At 70.2% G+C, this 17967-nt stretch carries 18 protein-coding genes and 1 tRNA gene; 6 read left to right on the forward strand and 13 right to left on the reverse strand.

Annotation, left to right across the window (positions count from 1 at the left end; translation table 11 throughout):
• Positions 1-42: 42 nt before the first annotated feature.
• Positions 43-2445, reverse strand: a complete 2403-nt coding sequence (locus tag KI388_RS13230) for an amino acid permease (RefSeq protein ID WP_215087063.1) — start codon at positions 2443-2445, stop codon at positions 43-45.
• Positions 2446-2770: 325 nt separating this feature from the next.
• Between KI388_RS13230 and KI388_RS13235 the strand changes: the two genes are divergently transcribed.
• Complete coding sequence (locus tag KI388_RS13235) at positions 2771-3880, forward strand: alanine--glyoxylate aminotransferase family protein (protein WP_215087064.1); 1110 nt, start codon at positions 2771-2773, stop codon at positions 3878-3880.
• A gap of 70 nt (positions 3881-3950) precedes the next feature.
• Here the strand turns inward: KI388_RS13235 and KI388_RS13240 are convergent, their stop codons facing one another.
• The 3 genes from KI388_RS13240 to KI388_RS13250 form a co-directional block, all read right to left on the reverse strand.
• Positions 3951-4235, reverse strand: coding sequence for a hypothetical protein (locus KI388_RS13240; RefSeq protein ID WP_215087065.1), 285 nt, complete (start codon positions 4233-4235; stop codon positions 3951-3953).
• A 61-nt stretch (positions 4236-4296) separates the two neighbouring features.
• Positions 4297-4596, reverse strand: a complete 300-nt coding sequence (locus tag KI388_RS13245) for a DUF424 domain-containing protein (protein WP_215087066.1) — start codon at positions 4594-4596, stop codon at positions 4297-4299.
• Positions 4597-5571 carry a tetratricopeptide repeat protein gene (locus KI388_RS13250; RefSeq protein WP_215087067.1) on the reverse strand — a complete coding sequence of 325 codons (975 nt, stop codon included), beginning with the start codon at positions 5569-5571 and terminating at the stop codon, positions 4597-4599.
• Between the two features lie 277 nt (positions 5572-5848).
• Here KI388_RS13250 and KI388_RS13255 point away from each other — a divergent pair, with 277 nt between their 5' ends.
• Complete coding sequence (locus KI388_RS13255) at positions 5849-6538, forward strand: SdpI family protein (protein WP_215087068.1); 690 nt, start codon at positions 5849-5851, stop codon at positions 6536-6538.
• An 89-nt stretch (positions 6539-6627) separates the two neighbouring features.
• Positions 6628-7290 (forward strand): hypothetical protein, encoded by a 663-nt coding sequence (locus KI388_RS13260; protein WP_215087069.1) that lies wholly within the window; start codon positions 6628-6630, stop codon positions 7288-7290.
• Positions 7291-7309: 19 nt separating this feature from the next.
• Here KI388_RS13260 and KI388_RS13265 read toward each other — a convergent pair whose 3' ends face one another.
• Positions 7310-8662 (reverse strand): M20/M25/M40 family metallo-hydrolase, encoded by a 1353-nt coding sequence (locus KI388_RS13265; RefSeq protein WP_215087070.1) that lies wholly within the window; start codon positions 8660-8662, stop codon positions 7310-7312.
• A 105-nt stretch (positions 8663-8767) separates the two neighbouring features.
• Between KI388_RS13265 and KI388_RS13270 the strand changes: the two genes are divergently transcribed.
• Together KI388_RS13270 and KI388_RS13275 are read left to right on the forward strand one after the other, a co-directional pair.
• Positions 8768-8841: transfer RNA gene (locus KI388_RS13270), tRNA-Lys, on the forward strand.
• A 30-nt stretch (positions 8842-8871) separates the two neighbouring features.
• Positions 8872-9360 (forward strand): hypothetical protein, encoded by a 489-nt coding sequence (locus KI388_RS13275; RefSeq protein ID WP_215087071.1) that lies wholly within the window; start codon positions 8872-8874, stop codon positions 9358-9360.
• A 192-nt stretch (positions 9361-9552) separates the two neighbouring features.
• Here KI388_RS13275 and KI388_RS13280 read toward each other — a convergent pair whose 3' ends face one another.
• From KI388_RS13280 to KI388_RS13295, 4 genes are all read right to left on the reverse strand, one after another.
• The gene (locus KI388_RS13280) at positions 9553-10374 is read right to left on the reverse strand and encodes an alpha/beta hydrolase (RefSeq protein ID WP_215087072.1); all 822 of its coding nucleotides are present in this window, start codon (positions 10372-10374) and stop codon (positions 9553-9555) included.
• A gap of 160 nt (positions 10375-10534) precedes the next feature.
• Complete coding sequence (locus tag KI388_RS13285) at positions 10535-11191, reverse strand: lactate utilization protein (protein WP_215087073.1); 657 nt, start codon at positions 11189-11191, stop codon at positions 10535-10537.
• A gap of 291 nt (positions 11192-11482) precedes the next feature.
• Positions 11483-13135, reverse strand: a complete 1653-nt coding sequence (gene thsA / locus KI388_RS13290; RefSeq protein WP_215088794.1) for a thermosome subunit alpha — start codon at positions 13133-13135, stop codon at positions 11483-11485.
• A gap of 645 nt (positions 13136-13780) precedes the next feature.
• Complete coding sequence (locus KI388_RS13295; RefSeq protein WP_008444741.1) at positions 13781-14323, reverse strand: KH domain-containing protein; 543 nt, start codon at positions 14321-14323, stop codon at positions 13781-13783.
• 159 nt (positions 14324-14482) lie between these two features.
• On the opposite strand from KI388_RS13295, the gene KI388_RS13300 reads away from it, so the two are divergent.
• Positions 14483-15001: a GNAT family N-acetyltransferase gene (locus KI388_RS13300; RefSeq protein ID WP_215087074.1), complete on the forward strand. Its 519-nt coding sequence runs from the start codon at positions 14483-14485 to the stop codon at positions 14999-15001.
• A gap of 30 nt (positions 15002-15031) precedes the next feature.
• Here the strand turns inward: KI388_RS13300 and rio1 are convergent, their stop codons facing one another.
• The 4 genes from rio1 to KI388_RS13320 form a co-directional block, all read right to left on the reverse strand.
• Positions 15032-16015, reverse strand: coding sequence for a serine/threonine-protein kinase Rio1 (rio1, locus tag KI388_RS13305; protein WP_215087075.1), 984 nt, complete (start codon positions 16013-16015; stop codon positions 15032-15034).
• A 91-nt stretch (positions 16016-16106) separates the two neighbouring features.
• The gene (gene hjc / locus KI388_RS13310; protein ID WP_215087076.1) at positions 16107-16655 is read right to left on the reverse strand and encodes a Holliday junction resolvase Hjc; all 549 of its coding nucleotides are present in this window, start codon (positions 16653-16655) and stop codon (positions 16107-16109) included.
• Positions 16656-16801: 146 nt separating this feature from the next.
• Positions 16802-17173: a rhodanese-like domain-containing protein gene (locus KI388_RS13315; protein ID WP_215087077.1), complete on the reverse strand. Its 372-nt coding sequence runs from the start codon at positions 17171-17173 to the stop codon at positions 16802-16804.
• Between the two features lie 76 nt (positions 17174-17249).
• The gene (locus KI388_RS13320; RefSeq protein ID WP_215087078.1) at positions 17250-17804 is read right to left on the reverse strand and encodes an NAD(P)H-dependent oxidoreductase; all 555 of its coding nucleotides are present in this window, start codon (positions 17802-17804) and stop codon (positions 17250-17252) included.
• Positions 17805-17967: the final 163 nt, after the last annotated feature.

Here is a 17967-nt window from a genome sequence, read left to right on the forward strand (position 1 = left end):
CACACCGCAGTTTCCCCAGCGGTTTAAAAAGAAACCGTCGCGTTAGTCCGACTTCGACTCCTCGCCCACGTCCGACCCTTCGTCCGACTCCGAACCCTCCTCTATCTCGGGCGTCGACGGCTCCGGCTCGACGCCGGTCTCGGCAGGCGTCGCGCTCGCGTCGGTGGCGTCGTTCGACCGCGCGCCGCTCCCGAACAGCCGGGCGAGGAGCCCGCGGTCGCTGCGCGGCTCGGCCAGCAGGACGGAACACTCCACCTCGCCCAGCACGTCCAACACGAGCGAGCCACGGACCAGCCGCGAGAGCAGCCCCTTCTGGGTCGCGCCGATGATGAGCATCGTCGCGTCGCGGGCGGCGCGCTCGATGCTGGTCTCGACGTCGCCCGTCTCGATCCGCAGCGTCGCGTCCGCGAGGTCGTGCGAGTCGGCCCACTCGGAGAGGAACGCGCGGCCGGACTCCTCCTCGCCGTCCTCCGCGACATGGAGCAGCGTCACCTCGCCGTCGAACTCGGTCTGGAGCATCTTCGCGACGGCGCCGGACAGGTCCGAGGCCGGACCGCCGGCGGTCGGCACGAGGATGCGCGAGGCGTCGAAGCCGCGGTCGCGGAACACGAGGAAGTCCGAGGGGAGCGAGTACGCCAGTTCGTCGACGGCGGACTCGGCGCGCCCGGGCGCCCCGTGGGAGTCCTCGCCCCAGCCCATCACGGTCATGTCGGCGCCGTAGGTGCGCGCGGCGTCGAACACCTCCTCGAACACGCGGTGCGAGAGCACGACGTGGGTCTCCACGTCGACGCCGAACGTCTCGGCGTCCTCGCGGGCCTGATCGAGGAGGCCGTGAGCCGCCTCGTGGGCGCCGCGGTCGCGGGCCGCCTCCAGCGAGGTCTGGTCGGGGACGTTCGCGATGTTGACCGCGACGACGGTCCCGTTCCGCTGTTTGGCGATGGCGGACGCGAGCGTGATCAGGTGCTCCTCGGTTTTGGGGTTCGCGAGCGGCACCATCACCCGGTAGTCGCCGCCGCTCGGCTGGACGGAGGTGGCCGCCGAGACGGCCTGCTCCGGTAGGTCGTCGGAGCGGTCGAGGATCCACGTCCCCAACACGCCGCGCGTCTCCACCTTCCCGCGGGCGTACAGCAGGTACCAGAGGACGGCGAAGGCGACGAGGCCGAACGAGATCAGGATGATCGTCGGCTCGATGTAGATTATCAGCGCGAACGACGACACCGTCCCGATTATCGGGACGAGCGGGTAGAAGGGGACCTCGAAGTCCGGGTCGTACCCCTCGACCTCCGACTCGCGCATCACGATCAGCGCGAGGTTGAGCAGCCCGTAGACGATGAGGTGGAGGACGGAGCCCATCGTCGACAGCGACTCCACGCCGCCGGCGACGAGGAACACGAGGATGAGCGCGCCGGTGAGCGCAATCGACTTGTACGGGGTGCCGAACCGCTCGTGGATCTCGTTGAGCTTCGGGGTGACGATCTTCTCGCGGCCCATCGCGAAGTTGATCCGCGAAGAGGAGAGGATCGACGCGTTCGCGGAGGAGGCGGTCGCGAGCAGCCCGCCGATCAGCAGCATGCCGGCGCCGACGGCGCCCAGCGAGTAACCGAACACCTCGTAGTTGCCGAACAGGAGGCGAGCGGCGTCGACGACCGCGGTCTCGTTGTTCGCGACGAGTTCGTTCGGGACCGCCGCGAGCAGCACCAGCAGGAACAGCGCGTACACGACGGTGACGATGACGACCGAGCCGAGGACCGCGAGCGGGAGGTTCCGCCCGGGATTTTTGATCTCCTCCGCGACCGAGGTGATCTGGACGAATCCCAGATACGAGACGAAGATGATCCCCGTGACCGGCAACACCTCACCCACCGTTCCCGGCGGCGCGAGGGGACGCAGCGACGACATCTCGGCGTTCAGCAGGCCGACGACGGTGAAGACGGCGAGGATACCGAGCAGCGACATCACGATGACGATCTGGAGGCCCCCGGTCTCCTTCGCGCCGAAGTAGTTGACCGCGATAAAGAGGAGCGCGCCCGCGAGACCGATCACCTGCGCCGCCTCCAGCGTCACGAATCCGAGTCCGACCGGCCCGAGACCGACGAGCGCGTTGACGTACTCCCCGAAGCCGTACATGTAGAAGGCGGAGGCGAAGGCGAGTCCGAGCCAGTTCGCCCACCCCGCGACGGAGCCGAACATCGGACCGAGCGCGCGGTTGACGTAGAAGTACGCCCCGCCGGACTTCGGCATCGCCGTCCCCAGCTCCGAGGCCGACAGCGCGGTGAATAAGGCGATCACGCCGCCGAGGACGAACGTGGCCGCCGCGAGCGGCCCGGCGCGGGCGACCGCGGTACCCGGGAGCACGAAGATACCCGCGCCGATCATCGTCCCGATCCCGATCGTGAGCGCCGCGAGCGGGCCGAGGTCCTTCGCGAGTTCCTCGTCGCCGCTCACGGCGGTTCACCCCGTTCGGTTGTTACTCTCCGGGCGTGTGTCATACGCGCTTTCGCTCCCCCGTTGGTATAAACCCGGTTGATCCGGGCGGCGACGCCGTTTCCGGAAGGCGAGCGTGCGATCCGCGGTACGCGATCCGGGGACTGTCGGTCCGACAGGTGCGCGGCGCGACGGGAGCGGACCCGGTGCGGGAGCGGACCCGTACGGAGCGCGACGCGAGCGGACCCGGTCCGGCCCGCTTCGGCCCGGCCCGCTTCGCGCCTTTTGAACGGAACACAAGGACCATACCCTCGCGCGTCCCGGTACGATCTAACAGGTGGATCCCGTGACGAAGAAACGCGAATACCGCGACGACTACGACGAGAAGACGCTGTACATCCCCGGCCCGACGGAGGTCCGCGACGACGTCATCGAGGCGATGGCGGAGCCGATGTTCGGCCACCGGATGGACCGGATGACGGATCTGTACACCACCATCGTCGAGGACACGAAGGAGTTCCTCGGCACCGACAACGAGGTCGTGATCTTGACCGGCTCCGGCACGGAGTTCTGGGAGGCGACGACGCTGAACCTCGTCGACGAGCGCGTCCTCGTCCCGACCTGCGGCGCGTTCAGCGAGCGCTACGCCAACGTCGCGGAGCGGCTCGGCAAGGACGTCGACCGACTGGAGTACGAGTGGGGAGAGGCGGTCAAGCCCGAGGACGTCCGCGAGGCGGTCGAGGCCGCCGACGCGGAGTACGACATGGTCGCGGGCGTGCTGAACGAGTCCTCGACCGGCGTCCGGAACCCGATAGAGGAGATAGGCGACGTCCTGAAGGAGTACCCGGACACCTACTTCGCCGTCGACGCCGTCTCGTCGCTCGGCGGCGACTACGTCGACATCGACGAACACGGCATCGACGCCATCTTCGCGTCCACCCAGAAGGCGTTCGCGATGCCGCCCGGACTCGCCGTCTGCGTCGTGAGCGACGACGCCTACGACCGCGAGGTCGAGAAGGGCGACTCCTCGTGGTACGGCGGCTTCCGCCGCGCCATCGACTACTACGACCGGAAGGGACAGACCCACTCGACGCCCGCGATCCCGATCATGTTGGCGTACCGCAAGCAGATGAAACACATGCTCGACGAGGGCCACCGCGCCCGCGACGAGCGCCACCGCGAGATGATGACGTACGTCCACGACTGGGCCGACGAGCACTTCGCGATGTTCCCCGAAGAGGGGTACGAGTCGCAGACGGTCGCCTGTATCGAGAACACCCGAGACGTCGACGTGGCCGCGACCATCGAGGAAGTGAGCGAGGAGTACGACATGGCCTTCTCGAACGGCTACGGCGACATCGGCGAGGAGACGTTCCGGATCGGCCACATGGGCGAACACACGGTCGAGAGCGTGAAAGAACTCACCGACGCCATCGAGGACGTGGCGGACCTCTAGGCGGGTCGACCGCTCTCGGCGGGCGGCTCGCCCCGTCGCAACCCCTCCTCGACCGCCTCGTCGCGATAACTCAGTCCCCGTCGCGGTCGGCGACCAGTTCGATCCGGTAGACCCGGCCCCCGGCCTCGGTCCACTCTGCGTCCACGACGACGAAGGCGTGGTCCCCCACGTCGACGATGTCGCCCGTGTCGAGCGGTTCGGCCGGCTGCCCGTTCGTCTCGCCGGAGTCACCGACGGCGTCCGCGCCGACGCCGAGCGCGGCCTCCCCCCGGTCGATCGCGCGCCGCCAGAAGGCGTCCGCGGGCGGTCGCGGTCCGACCCGCGACGCCAGTTCGCTCCGCGTGAGTCGTCTCATCGGGTTCGCCTCGTCGCGCGCGCCCTTAGCCGGTTCGGATCCCGGCGAAATCCGGGACCCGCTACAGCCAGAGCAGCTGCGCGTGCCGCGTCTCCTCGAACTCCAGGACGGTCTCCTCGTCGACGAGGCCAGCCTCGACGGCGACGCCGACCGACTCGGTGCCGACGATGTTCGCGACCTGCGCGCGCTGGAGGCCGGCGATCACCTCCTCTTCGGTCGCCTCGACCGCGTCGTCGCCGCCGTAGAACTCCTCGCTCACGGTGAGCGTCACCGGGCCGTCCTCGTACGTCTCGCCGAGGCAGTCGGGGTCGCAGACGGAGACGAGCCGTCCCTCGGCGGTCTCGCGCTCGCGGAGGAGCATTCAGAAGCCCTCGGGACCCTCGCCTTCAAGCTCTCGCTCCGGACCCTCCGGCTCGCCGTCCTGCCCGCTCCGGTCGCCGCTCTGTCCGCCGCGGCCGCCGGGTTCCCCGGGTCCGCCGCCCTGCCCGCCGGGACCCCGCCCGCCGCGACCGTCGGCGCCGGGCTGCCCGCCGCGACCCTGTCCGCCCCGACCGCCGGCGCCGGGCTGCCCGCCGGGACCGGGCGCCTGACCGGTCTGTTCCTCGATCAGCTGTTCTTCCGTCTCGCGGCGGAGCTCCTCGGCCTGATCGGCCACCTCCTCTGCCTGCTCGTGCTCGCCGGCCTCTTCGAGGGCCCGCGCCTTCTCTTCGAGGACGCCCGCGTCGCGGTAGCCCAGCCGGATCGCGTTGTCGAAGCACTTGACCGCGTCCTCGGCGAGGCCGCGCTCGACCAGCAGGAACCCGCGGTTGTACCACGCTTCCGCGAAGCGCGGGTCGGTCTCGACGGCGCGCTCTGCGTGTTCGAGCGCCTGCTCGCTGCGGCCGGACTCCCAGAGCGCGTACGCGAGGTTTGTCTCGGCGGTCGCGGCGTGCTCGGACTCCTCGTCGATGCGCAGCGCCTCCTGATACGCGCCGATCGCCTGGTCGAACTCCTCAAGCTGGGCGTGGGCGGCCCCCTTGTTCACCCACGCCTCCTGCGCCTCCAGCGAGTCCTCGTCCGCGAAGCGGGCGGCGCGCTCGAACGTCTCGGTCGCCTCCTCGAAGCGGTTGATACCCATGTACGAGAGGCCGACGTCGACCAGCTGCTCGACGTCGACGTCCTCGCTGCCGATGTTCCGGCGGTCCAGCTCCTCGGTCAACACGCGGGAGTCGACCGGGTCGACGCGGCTCGGGTCCTCGCCCAACTCGGGCGGGTCCAGCGTGAACGCGTCGTAGTCGGCGTCGACGCCCTGCCCCGAGGAGAACTCGTGGCCGTCGTCGTCGCGTTCGTCGGTCATACGCCGTGATTGGCGGCCGCGACGCGTAAGGGTTGCGTCGCGCGGGTCCCGCGGGGGCCGTTCCCACGGGAGACGGTCGAGAGCGGGCGGTTACCCGAGACGCCGTCGGAGGGCCGACCCGTCAGAAGGGAGACCCGTCAGAAGGCGGAGGCTCCCGTGCGCAGGCGCGTCCCGCAGAGACGCACCAGGGCGCTTCGGAGCGTATCCGGGTCCACAGCCCGCGAGGCGACCGATCGCGAACGTAGTTTTATTACTTCGGCACGTAGTGGTTCGCGTGATGACCGGTCCCCGGCTCTCCACGCGACTCCGATTCGGCGTCGCGACCCTCCTCGTCGTCGTCGGCGCCGCCGCGAGCCTCGCGGTCGCACCGAACCTCCCCGAACAGATGGTGACGCGGTGGAACGGCGCGGGCGAGCCGACCGGCACGCTCTCCCGGACGGCCGGGATGTGGCTCGTCCCGGGGCTTTCGGCCGGACTGATCGGCCTGTTCGCGCTGCTCCCGCGGATCGACCCCCTCGGGGAGAACATCGCCGCGTTCCGGGTCCACTACGACCGGTTCGTCGTGGTGTTCACGGCGTTCCTCGTCGCGCTCCACCTCGCGGTGCTCGCCGTCAACCTCGGGTACGCGGTCGACGTGACGACGCTCGCGGTCGCCGGCGGCGCCGCGCTGTTCTACTACGTCGGAACGCTTTTACCCCACGTCGAGCCGAACTGGTTCCTCGGGATCCGGACGCCGTGGACGCTCAGCGACGACGACGTGTGGGACCGGACCCACGCGCTCGGCGCCAAGCTGTTCAAGCTCTCGGCCGCGGTCGGGGTCGTCGGGCTCCTTGCGCGGGAGTACGCCGCGTACTTCCTCGTCGGACCGATTCTCGCGACGGCCGTCGTCACCGTCGCGTACTCGTACGTCCTGTACGCGCGAGCGCCGAGCGACGGCGACGACGGCGCGGCCGGGACTCCGGAGTAGGGTTCGACGGCCGCCGGCGTCCGTCTCCCGCTCGGGCGAATTCCGCCCCGGTGCCCGGCGTTTATACCCGCGGCCCCGAAGGGATGTGTATGACCGAGGAGTCACGCGCGGACCGGCAGTCCCCCGTCGGCGAGCCGGTAGTGCGGTCTGACCCGGCGGTGACGGGCGACCGGGCCGCGGACGCGGTGGGGTTCGACCCGAACGACCCCGACAGCGTCGCGGAGGCCGCGGAGACGGTGGCCCGGTTCGCGGCCGGGGACGTGGGCGACGAGGACAACGTCCTGATGCTCCGCGGCGCCGCCGCCTGCGCGGCGCTCGTCCGCGGCGTCGGCTCGTACAAGGAGGCGGCCGAACGGGCGGGCGCGGACGTCTCCGTCGCGTTCATCCGCAAGTGGGCGCGGGTCCACGACCTCCCGCAGGCGATCCGGCGACAGGTCGCCAACGGGCGGATCGCGCCGAGCGCCGCGAAGCACGTCGCCCGGCTCGGCGGGCGGGGCCGCTACCTGCTCGCGTGGGCGGCGATCGACGGCGACCTCACCGTCCGGGAGGTGCGCGCGGTCGCCTCCGCGGTCAACGACGGGGACGACGTCGAGACCGCGGTCCGCGACGTGGGCGTCGAACTCGGCCGACTCCAGCTCCGGCTCCCGGCGGACACCTACGTCGAACTGCGGCGTCGCGCCTCGATGGAGAACGTCGAGCCGGGAGCGATCGTCGCGGACGCGGTCGACGAGTACCTCGCGGACGACCGCTAGGGGGAGCGGCCCCGAGCGGTCACGCCGCGTGGTCGTTCGCGAACCGCTCCGCAGCGGCGGCGATGGTCGCTCTCGCCCGAACGACCTGCTTCCACGCGATCGTCTCGTCCGGGTAGTGCGCCTCGTCGATGGTGCCGGGGCCGAACAGCACCGCCGGGATACCGGCCGCGACGAAGTGCCGCGAGTCGGCGCCGTACGTCGCGCCCCGCGGCTCGGCGTCCGGGAGGCCGGTCGCGGCGAGTCCGGCGCGGACCGCTTCGACGACCGGCTCGTCGACGGCGACCTCGGCCGGCTCGAACTGGACGGAGAACCGCTCGAACCGCGGCGGGCGCTCGCGCAGCCATGCGTCCTCGGCCGCGACGCGCTCCAGCCGCTCGTGGAACGCCGCCTCCACCTCGTCGACGGTCTCGCCGGGCGCGACGCCGATCCGGAACTCCGCGGCGAGCGTCGCCGGGACCGTCGACGCCCACGACCCCGCCTCGACCCGGCCGCAGACGACCGGCCACGGGACGGGGAACTCCCCGTACAGCGGGTGCGAGACCGACTCGCCGCGCTCCGACTCCAAGTCCGCGAACGCCTCCCGCACGGCCTCGAAGCGCGGGAGCACGTCCTCGCCGCGCCAGCGCGTGGCCGCGTGCGCGCTCCGGCCGTCGATCTCCAGCCGGGCCATGAGCGACCCCTCGCAGGCGACGACCGGACGCAGTTCGGTCGGCTCCGCGACGATCGCCGCGTCGCGCTCGAAGGGGTACGGGCTCGCGAGCGCGGCGGTCGCCGCGCCGTACCCCCCGTCCTCCTCGCCGGCGACGGCCTCGACCGCGAGCCGAAGGCCGGCCGACGGGAGGTCGACGGACCCGTCAGCGACCCCCGCTCGCACGTCGAGGGCGGCGCCGACGCAGGCGGCGAGTCCCGACTTCATGTCGGCCGCGCCGCGGGCGGTGAGCGTCTCGCCGGTCCCGTCGCCGCCGCCGGCCGCGTTCGCGCTTCGCTCAGACGCGTCGCGCCAGACCGGTTCGAACGGGTCGCTCGACCACTCGGTCGGCTCTGCGGGGACGACGTCGAGGTGGCCGTTCAGGACCAGCGTCGGGGTCGGATCGTCGCCGTTCCCGGCTTCGTCCGGGGGCGCCCCGTCGCCCGCGCCGCCGAGTTCGAGGACGCCCGCGACGCTGCGCCGGCCCTCCACGGCCGCCGCCTCGAGGTCGTCCGGGAAGGAGGGGTGGTCCGCGAGGACGGCGGGGTCGGCGTCCCAGGCGTACGTCTCGAAGCCGAGGGCCGAGAGTCGCTCCGCGACGAACGCGGTCGCGGCCGCCTCCTCGCCGGCGGTCGAGCGGTGCCGGCAGAGGTCGGCGGCGAACGCGCGCATGTCGAACTCCATGCTCGCGGCGACGGCGGGGGGTCGGAAACCGTTTCGGGTGGCGAGGCCGACTCCCACCGCGGTTCTAAACGTTTATCCGTCGGCTGACCCTACAGCGATTCGTCTGGGCCGGTAGCTCAGTTAGGGAGAGCGTCCGGCTTTTAACCGGACGGTCGGGGGTTCGAATCCCTCCCGGCCCGTACACCGAACCGCCGAGCGACAGCGAGGCGGTGAGGGAACCGGCCGAGAGGGATTCGAAGCAGGGAACGGAGCGAAGCGGAGTGACCGTGGTTCGAATCCCTCCCGGCCCGTACACCGAACCGCCGAGCGACAGCGAGGCGGTGAGGGAACCGGCCGAGAGGGATTCGAAGCAGGGAACGGAGCGAAGCGGAGTGACCGTGGTTCGAATCCCTCCCGGCCCGTACACCGAACCGCCGAGCGACAGCGAGGCGGTGAGGGAACCGGCCGAGAGGGATTCGAAGCAGGGAACGGAGCGAAGCGGAGTGACCGTGGTTCGAATCCCTCCCGGCCCGTACACCGAACCGCCGAGCGACAGCGAGGCGGTGAGGGAACCGGCCGAGAGGGATTCGAAGCAGGGAACGGAGCGAAGCGGAGTGACCGTGGTTCGAATCCCTCCCGGCCCGCTGTACCGCCGCGAGCAAAATCGCGAGCGGCGGTGCTGTGCTGAGGGAGGGTTCGAATCAGGGAGCGGGAGGTGAGCGAGCGTAGCGAGCGAACGGGAGCGACTGTGGTTCGAATCCCGTCGCGCCCGTTCCGCTCACTCCGTTCGGTCACGGGCGCGACTGACCCACGCTCGCTTCGCTCGCGTGGATCCCTCCCGGCCCGCTGTCACCGCCGCGAGCAACTCCGCGAGCGGCAGTACTGTGTGAAGGGGGTTCGAACAGCCGGAGTCACTCCGTGCCGCCGGCCCACTCCAGCGCCGCCCGCCGCCGGTCGAGGAGCGTGCCGAGGTGATCCGCCTCGACGGTCTCCAGCGTTCCGCCTCGCTCCCCGACGAGCGACCGGACGGGGGCGAGCGGCGTGTTCTCGTCGCCCGTGCCGTGCCAGGCACGGAGCGGGACGCCGGCCGGGCCCGGGTCGAACGACGCGCTCGCGAACGCCCGGTTCTCGCGTTCGACCGCCCCCGCGCCGCGGGCGAGGGCCTCGTGGAAGTCGGCAGCCACCGCGTCGGCAACCGACTCGGAGAGGGAGCGGTCGGTGTACTGCGAGACGACGGCGTCGGGACCGGCGACCGACGCGAGCGCCTTCGAGATCCGGAACGCCGCGCGCAGCGCGAACGGGACCGCCGCGAGCGTCGCGAGGGCGTTCTCGGCCGGGGGGACGACGCTGCTCACCAGCCCGGTTCGGGCCACTCGGTCGTTGTCCGCGGCGGCGAGCGCGAACGGGCCGCCGCCGGAGAACCCGAGGACGCCGGCTCGGTCGACCGACTCCCAGTCGAGGAGTTCACCGACGTCGTCGCCCCAGTCCCCCCACGACCACTCCGCCGGGGGCGGCGACGAGCGACCGTACCCCGGCCGATCCGGGACGAGAACTCGGACGCCGGCCGCGGTCGCGGGCGCCGACAGCAGCGCCCCGAACAGCCGCGACCCCGGGGTGCCGTGGTGGACGACCACCGGCCGGCCGTCGGGGTCGCCGGCGGTCGCGTACGCGAGGGTGCGTCCGTCGGAGAGGATGCGCGCGTCGGTCGAGAGATCCGCGGACGGAGGCGTCATCGTTGGGGACCTACGCGGCGGTTCTCGGAGGAGGGGAAAACGGGTTGCGGTCTCGCGGTCTCGGCGTCGACAGCGGCGCCGCTGGCGGGCGTCGAAGGGGGAAAAAGCGTGTGACGCGTCAGCGCGTGACTCGGACGCGTCTACCGTGACGCGCGGGCGCTCAGTAGCCGAGCTGCTCGCGCACGAGGACGACCGTCGTCCGGCCCGCCTCGGTCTCGCGCCGGTAGATCAGCTGCTTCGCGATGGAGGACTCGACGCCGTACGCCTCCTGCGCGCGCTCGTTCTCCAGCGGGTACGCGACCGACTCCAGCCGTTCGAACGCGTCCGAGAGCGTCGGGACGATCTTGTTGATCCCGGTGACGATGACGACGCTGCCCGCGGCGAACGGGTACGCGCCGATCCGGCTGCCGGAGAGGTCGGCGGCGACCAGCTCGCCCGTCTGCGCGACCGCGTTAATTCCGCCGAGGAAGTAGTCGGCGGTCTGCGACTCGCGGCGCGCGGTCTGCCGCTCGGCGTCGTCGTCGATGCCCCAGATCTGGTCCGGCAGGCTCTCCCACTCGTGGTCGCCCTCGCTCAGGAACTCGTCGAACCCGATCTCTTCGAGCGTCGTCGAGTGCCCGTTCATCACCGAGACCCCGTCGGGGATCTGGGATTTGACGGTTTCGAGGGCCTCGTCGGCGTCGTCAACGACGACCACGTCGAAGCCGCGCTCTTCCAGGTTCGCGACCGTCTCCTCGACGGTCTCGTCGTCGGGGAGTTCGTCCAGTTCCGCGTCGATCTCGGCGTCGTCGGCGTAGTCCGTTTTCTGCTGTGGCATAGTGAACGTGAGAACCTCGTCGGAAGATTGGAGGGGCGGGAGTCACTTAACCGCTCGCGGACACCGCCGTCCGGTGGTGACGCCGGTGTTACCCTCGTGTCGCACGAGCCGAATATGAGAGTCGATACCGATGCTCGCGGCGGGGCGACGAGCCGGTGGCTCAGCGGTCGTCGAGTCGTCGATAAAAATCGCGTGTCGTCGAGGCCCGAAGGGGCGCGCGACGCTCGGTCTGCGGACGGTTCGGTGAAGCGGCTGTAGTCGGCGTGAGGGTGTGAAGGCGTTAACCGAACTTCACATCGCGCCGCCCATGCCGCCCATGCCGCCCATGCCGCCGCCCATGCCGCCGGGCGCGCCGCCGGGGCCGCCCTCGTCGCCGCCGTCGTCGGTGCCGCCGCCCTTGAGGTCGCCGGCCGCGATGACGTCGTCGATGCGGAGGATCATGACGGCCGCCTCGGTGGCGGACTCGATGGCCTGGGTCTTGACGCGGAGCGGCTCCACGACGCCCTCGGCCTCCATGTCGATCACGTCGCCCGTGTAGGCGTCGAGACCGGCGCCGAACTCGCCGCCGTCGTGGCGGGAGCGGAGGTCGACCAGCGAGTCGATGGGATCGAGACCCGCGTTCTCGGCGAGGGTGCGCGGGATGACTTCCAGCGCATCCGCGAACGCCTCGACGGCGAGCTGCTCGCGGCCGCCGACGGAGTCGGCGAAGTCGCGGAGCTGCAGCGCCAGCTCGGCCTCGGGGGCGCCGCCGCCGGGCAGCACCTTCCCGTCGAGCAGCGTCGTGCGGACGACGCCGAGCGAGTCGTCGATTGCGCGCTCGACCTCGTCAACGACGTGTTCGGTGCCGCCGCGGAGGATGAGCGTGACGGACTTCGCCTCCTCGACGTCCTCGACGAAGATGCGCTCGTCGCCGCCGATGTCCTTCTGGGCGACGGAGCCGGCGAAGCCGAGGTCGTCCGTCTCGATGTCGTCGAGGTTAGAGACGACGCGGCCGCCCGTCGCGCGGGCGAGGCGCCCGAGGTCGTCGGACTTCGCGCGGCGGACGGCGAGGATGCCCTCCTGCGCGAGGTAGTGCTGGGCCATGTCGTCGATGCCGTCACCGACGAAGACAACGTCGGCGCCGATGTCGACGAGGTGGTCGACCATCTCGCGGAGCTGCTCTTCTTCCTGGTCGAGGAACTGCTGGAGCTGGTCGGGGTCCGTGACGTTGACCTCGGCGTCGATCTCCGTCTCCTTCACTTCGATGGCGCCGTCGAACAGCGCGACGTCGGCGTCCTCGACCGCGAAGGGCATGTTCTCGTCGACGCGCTCCTTGTCGACGATGACGCCCTCGACGAGCTCGGACTCGTCGATGGAGCTGCCGACGACCTTCTCGACGGAGACGTTCTCGGTGTCGATGCCGTCGTCGTCCTGAACCGCGAGGACGGCGTCGACGACGAGCTCCGCGAGGAGGTCCTTGGAGTTCTCCGCGCCCTTGCCCGTCATCGCCGTCTCGGCGATCTCGACGAGCGTGTCGTAGTCGTCGGCGGAGACGTCGATCGCCTCCTCTTCGAGGATCTCCTTCGCCTTCTCGGAGGCCTGACGGTACCCCTGCGCGAGGGTCGTCGCGTGGATGTCCTGATCGAGGAGCTCCTCGGCCTGATCGAGGAGCTCACCGGCGACCACGACCGCGGAGGTGGTGCCGTCGCCGACCTCCTCCTCCTGCGTCTCGCTTACCTCGACGATCATGTTGGCCGCCGGGTGGTCGATGTCCATCTCCTTCAGGATGGTGACGCCGTCGTTCGTGACGACGACGGACCCGCCGTTGTCGACGAGCATCTTGTCCATCCCTTTCGGGCCGAGCGTGGTGCGGACGGACTCCGCGACAGCCTTGCCGGCCGTGATATTCATGTTCTGAGCGTCCTTTCCGGATGTTCGCTGCGACTCCTCGGAAAGTACGATCATGGGCTGATTGCCCATCCGCTGGCGCTGTGACATTACAACCATTGATTGTTTGTGATTCTATATAAACCCTTCGCTCGGTGCGTGCGAAACCGCAACACGGTGGGGAGTATTACTCGGTATGCGGTGGGTTCACACGGCGCTTTTTATAGAACTCCAGATCAACTGCTGGGCGCGAATCGGGGTAGCAAACCGGGGTGGCGCGTGCCGACGAGCGCCCACAGGGCGCGAGTCGCACGCGCGAGGTCGCCGGCGGCGAAGCCGCCGGCTGCCAGAGGGACCTTCGGTCCCTCGCTGGAGTCGCTGGCTCCCGGAGCGAAGCAGAGGGTGCCAGCGACGAGGCTGGGGAGGCGTGAGGCTGCGGTTGCTATGCGGTGCGGTCGGGAGGACTCAAAGGGGCAGCCGGGAGGCGGGCGCAGGCGAAGTAAGGACCACAGCGAGGGAGCGAACGAAGTGAGCGACCGAGTGAGGACCGCAGCGAGCGTGCGCCCGCCTCCCGGCTGGGGCTTTGGCGGTGTTCACCGTCGATCAGTAGCCACCCACGTATCGCCCAGCGACTGGGGCTGTGTAATGAGTCGCCACACCGCTAGTAACAGCGAGTTAGAAACAAACAGCGACGCCGACCGCAACACCAGAAAATCCGCTCGCTTATTGCGGTGCGTTGAAGCTCACGTCGTCGTCGAGTTCGTTCGACATGCGCTCCAAGTACGAGTACACCGCGCCGTGGGGCGCCCCGTCGAGCAGCATCCCGACGGCCCGCCGGACCACTTCAAGCTCCTCGGGCTGTCCCACCGCGCCCACGGTCGAGCCGTAGACGACGACGTTGGCGCCCGACAGTTCCTCCAGTAACTCGCGCGTCCGGCCGTTCTCACCGATGATCCGGCCCTTCTTGCGCTGGAGGTCGTTGTCGTTGCGGGTGTGCTCGGAGAGGTCGATTAAATCGAGCGTCCGGAGGTCGTGGTCGAGGATCGACAGCGCGGTCTCCGGCTTGAACCCGCGCCCGATCGCCTTGATGATGTCCGGCGCGACCATCGCGGCGACCGGGTCGTCGCGCTCCTCGATGGCGACGCTCCCCGACTCCGAGTCGATGTCGAGCCGCACGTTCGCCCGCTCTTCGATCTCCCGCATCGTCTCGCCGCCGGCGCCGATGACGACGCCGATCCGGTCCTGCGGAACCGTCACGTGTTGCATACCACGGAGTACCCGGCGAAGCCCTTTAAGAGTGTTCCGCCGCGGGCGGTGTGTGCCAGTATGACGGTTCTCGCCGGGGATTTCGCTCGCTGTCACCGAAGTCGGCACGGAGTGGCACACCGCCGGTGGCGCTTTCGGCCTCCGGGCCGATCCCCGACTATGGAGATCCGCCCTCCCGAGACCGACGCGGAGATCCGGGAACTGATCCGCGCGCACGGTCGCTCGTGGCGCGCGGCCTACGACGACATCCTCCCGGAGTCGTTGCTCGACGCGATGACGGTCGACCCGACGCCGGAGGAGGTGGAAGAGTGGGCAGACGGCTTCAAAACCGACGACAGCGCCGTCTTCGTCGCCGTCGTCGGCGGAACAGTCAGGGGGTTCGTCGAGACGCGCTGGGGCGAGGGGAACACGAAGCCGTTCGTCGGGCCCGACGAGGCCGGGGTGAAGGCGATATACGTCCACCCCGACTGGTGGGGCGAGGGAGTCGGAACGGCCCTGCTCGACCGCGGCCTCGACGCGCTCCCGGACGGCGTGGAGGCGGTCCGACTCGAAGCGTTCGCCGACAACGACGTCGGCGCCCGCTTCTACGAGGCGCGAGGGTTCAAACGGGTGGAGACGGACGAGACCGAGATCGCCGGCGAGACGTATCCGACCGTGGTCTACGCCCGCGATCTCTGATCCGAACGGGCGACCGGAGCGGCAGCCGAGTCACTCCCTCTTGTCCGCTTCCGACCCCTCGCCCGCTCCTGCGCCCGACTCTCGGCCGTCCGGCTCCCCGCTCGGGTCCGCTTCCGGTTCCGTCACGTACGCGCGGAGGTCGTCGGGGTCGACGTCGATCCCCTGCCGGGTGAAAAAGGCGGCCACGTTCTCGCAGTCGCGGTCGAGGAACTCCCCGGCGTTGGGGTGGTGGACCGTCACCGCCTGTCCGAGGTCGATGATCACCAGCTCGCCCTCGTGGATGATCATGTTGTACTCCGAGAGGTCGCCGTGGATCAGCCCGGCGCCGTACAGTCGACGCATGTACTCGCGGACGACCTCGTAGGCCGTCTCCGGGTTCTCCACGTCGACCTCGCTCAGGCGCCGAGCGCGCTCCTCGGCGTGGCCGACGAGTTCCATCACGAGGACGTTGCGCTGGACCGCGATCGGTTCGGGCACCCGGACGCCGGCCTTGCGCGCGCGTTCGAGGTTCGCGAACTCCTTGCGCGTCCACGCCAGCACGACCGCCTTCTTGTCGCTCGCGATGCCGTCGAAGCGCGGGTCCCCCTCTAAGTAGTCGCGCATCTGCCGGAAGTTCGAGGAGTTGATCCGGTACACCTTCACCGCGACCTCGCGCTCAGGCGTGACGCCTTCGGGGCCGCCGCCGGCGGCCTCGGACCCCGGCTCCGGTCGCTCGCCCGCCTGCCCGCCGAGCGCCTCGAAGACGCTCGCCTCCTTCCCGGTGGACACCGGCCCGCCGAACGCGTCGACGTACCCGTCCTGCACGAGCTTGTAGACGGCCGCGAGCGTGGCGTCGTCGAACACCGACTCCTGCAGCTTGAACTGCTCGGTGTCTTTGATCCGCTTGCGGAACTCGTCGAACTCGCGGTCCTGCCGCCGGGCGATCCGGTCGGACTCGGTGTCGGAGACGTCGAGCTGCTCCCACTCGTCGCCGGGCTGGTCCGCGGGTTCGAGCAGGCCGAAGTCCTCGCTCATTCGTGGCAGGGTTCGGCGCCGCGAGGGATAAGCGAGGGGGTCGGTGCCGGAGCCGGTCGCGCGGGCGGAGCGGGACCGCGTGCGGGCCCCGCTACAGCACGTCGAGCGCGTCCTCGACCGGCATGTGGCCGTCGCGGACGGCCTCCAGTATCGCCCGGCGCTCCTCGGTCTCCGGGTCGGTCGCGTCCGCCTCGTCGCCGTCGCCGCCGGCCTCCGCGAGCGTCACCTTCTCCGTCTCCCCGACGAACTCGGGGAAGTCGGTGCCGTCCGCGAGCGCCGTCTCCTTCTTCACGCGGTAGGAACCGGCGTCGGTGGTGTAGAGGTCGCCGGGGTGGAAGAAGTACCAGTCCTCGCGGTCGAACCGCACCGCGATCCGCGCCTTCGCGCCGAAGTTCCGCGCGAAGAAGAGTAGCGCCTCCACCTCCTCGCCGGTGAGGTAGATGGGGTCGCCCGCGCTCGATTTCGCCTCGATGGCGTAGAACGTCTCGCCGTCGCCCGCGAGCACGTCCGGAAGCTCCCGCTCCGTGGCGGAGCCGCTGGCCGGCGCGCGCATCACGGCGAACCCCGCGTCGTCTAAGGCGTTCACCAGCTCGCGCTCCCGGCGGTCCCCCTTCCGGTTAGCGGACACGGTCGTCGTCACCCGGTTCGGTCATGGGCGTCGTAGACGCGAGCCGGGCAAAAGCCCGGCGGGTCGGCGGTCCACCGGCCACGGAGCGGCTCCACGCCCGCGGTGCCGTCCCGTTCGCGCGGAGCGGCTCCACGCCCGCGGCGCCGTCGCGCCTCGCGTCACCCACGCAGCCGCCACCACAGCGACCGGATCCGGTAGCCGAGCGACCCGCGCTCGTACCCGTTCCAGCCGCTCATCCCGCCGGCGAGCGTCGACGCCTCGTAACCCGCGTCGTCGAGCACCCGGGTCGCGCGCTTGGCGACGACCCCCATCTTACAGACGGTGACGACCTCGCGGCCGTCGGGGACCTCGTCGAGCCGGCGACGGAGCGCGGCGTCGTCGCCGCCCCGGAGTTCGTCGTACACGGGGACGTTCCGGCTCCCCTCGATCGCGCCGCCCTCGTAGTCAGACGCGGGGCGGATATCCAGCAGGAACGGCTCGTCGTCGGTGCCGAGGCGCTCGTCCAGTTCGTCCGGGCGGATGCGACTCATCGACGGATGGTCGGCCTCGCGGGGGAAATCCCTGCCGGCTGCCGCCGCGATCGGTGCTCGGCGGGCGCCGCCGCCCTCACTCCCGCATGCGCTCGGCGTGTTCGACGACGACCCGGCCCAGCCGCTCGGTACGGCGACGGAGGTCGTCGTCGGTGATCCGGGGGTTTCCGTCGGGGGCGGCCCCGCCCGCCTCGACCTTCGAGGAGGCGCCCTGAATCCCGACCTCGTGCGGGACCGTCCACGCGTGGACGTTCCGGAACGTCGACCGGAGGTGTTCTAAGGTTCCGCCGTAGGAGCCGCCGCCCGCGGTGGCGAGCAGGCCGACCGCGGTGTTCGCGTACTCGTCCGAGCCGCAGAAGTCGTGGAAGTTCTTAAACGTCGACGAGTAGGAGCCGCGGTAGACGGGCGTGCCCGCGAGGACGCCGTCGGCCTCGCGAACGCGGCGTTTTAGGTCCTCGCTGTCGCCCTGCGCGTCTTCGTTCGGGTGGTACAGCGGGAGGTCGACGGCGGCTAAGTCGATCAGGTCGGTCTCGGCGCCGGCGTCGGCCGCGGCGCGGAGCGCGACGCGGAGCGCGGCCCGCGTGGTGCTGTCCGCGCTCCGGCTGCCGGAGACGGCGACGATTCGGGTCATAATCCGGATTCGAGACCAAGTAATAAAAACGGAGGCGATCGAAATGGTCCGAGTTCGAAGTTCCGGTCGGCGGCGGTTTGTTGACGGCTCTGGGGAACGTTTCGCGCTTTTTAAATTCTAATCTATCGTTTATAAATGGTTGATTGCGAATCGATGCTGAATT

This window comes from Halorubrum sp. 2020YC2, assembly GCF_018623055.1.
Lineage (GTDB): Archaea > Halobacteriota > Halobacteria > Halobacteriales > Haloferacaceae > Halorubrum.

Excerpts from the sequence above, each read along its gene's own strand:
- KI388_RS13240 (WP_215087065.1), bottom strand. The coding sequence starts at position 4,235 with ATGAGACGACTCACGCGGAGCGAACTGGCGTCGCGGGTCGGACCGCGA.
- KI388_RS13245 (WP_215087066.1), bottom strand. The coding sequence starts at position 4,596 with ATGCTCCTCCGCGAGCGCGAGACCGCCGAGGGACGGCTCGTCTCCGTC.
- KI388_RS13250 (WP_215087067.1), bottom strand. The coding sequence starts at position 5,571 with ATGACCGACGAACGCGACGACGACGGCCACGAGTTCTCCTCGGGGCAG.
- KI388_RS13255 (WP_215087068.1), top strand. The coding sequence starts at position 5,849 with ATGACCGGTCCCCGGCTCTCCACGCGACTCCGATTCGGCGTCGCGACC.
- KI388_RS13260 (WP_215087069.1), top strand. The coding sequence starts at position 6,628 with ATGACCGAGGAGTCACGCGCGGACCGGCAGTCCCCCGTCGGCGAGCCG.
- KI388_RS13265 (WP_215087070.1), bottom strand. The coding sequence starts at position 8,662 with ATGGAGTTCGACATGCGCGCGTTCGCCGCCGACCTCTGCCGGCACCGC.
- KI388_RS13280 (WP_215087072.1), bottom strand. The coding sequence starts at position 10,374 with ATGACGCCTCCGTCCGCGGATCTCTCGACCGACGCGCGCATCCTCTCC.
- KI388_RS13285 (WP_215087073.1), bottom strand. The coding sequence starts at position 11,191 with ATGCCACAGCAGAAAACGGACTACGCCGACGACGCCGAGATCGACGCG.
- thsA (WP_215088794.1), bottom strand. The coding sequence starts at position 13,135 with ATGATCGTACTTTCCGAGGAGTCGCAGCGAACATCCGGAAAGGACGCT.
- KI388_RS13295 (WP_008444741.1), bottom strand. The coding sequence starts at position 14,323 with ATGCAACACGTGACGGTTCCGCAGGACCGGATCGGCGTCGTCATCGGC.
- KI388_RS13300 (WP_215087074.1), top strand. The coding sequence starts at position 14,483 with ATGGAGATCCGCCCTCCCGAGACCGACGCGGAGATCCGGGAACTGATC.
- rio1 (WP_215087075.1), bottom strand. The coding sequence starts at position 16,015 with ATGAGCGAGGACTTCGGCCTGCTCGAACCCGCGGACCAGCCCGGCGAC.
- KI388_RS13315 (WP_215087077.1), bottom strand. The coding sequence starts at position 17,173 with ATGAGTCGCATCCGCCCGGACGAACTGGACGAGCGCCTCGGCACCGAC.
- KI388_RS13320 (WP_215087078.1), bottom strand. The coding sequence starts at position 17,804 with ATGACCCGAATCGTCGCCGTCTCCGGCAGCCGGAGCGCGGACAGCACC.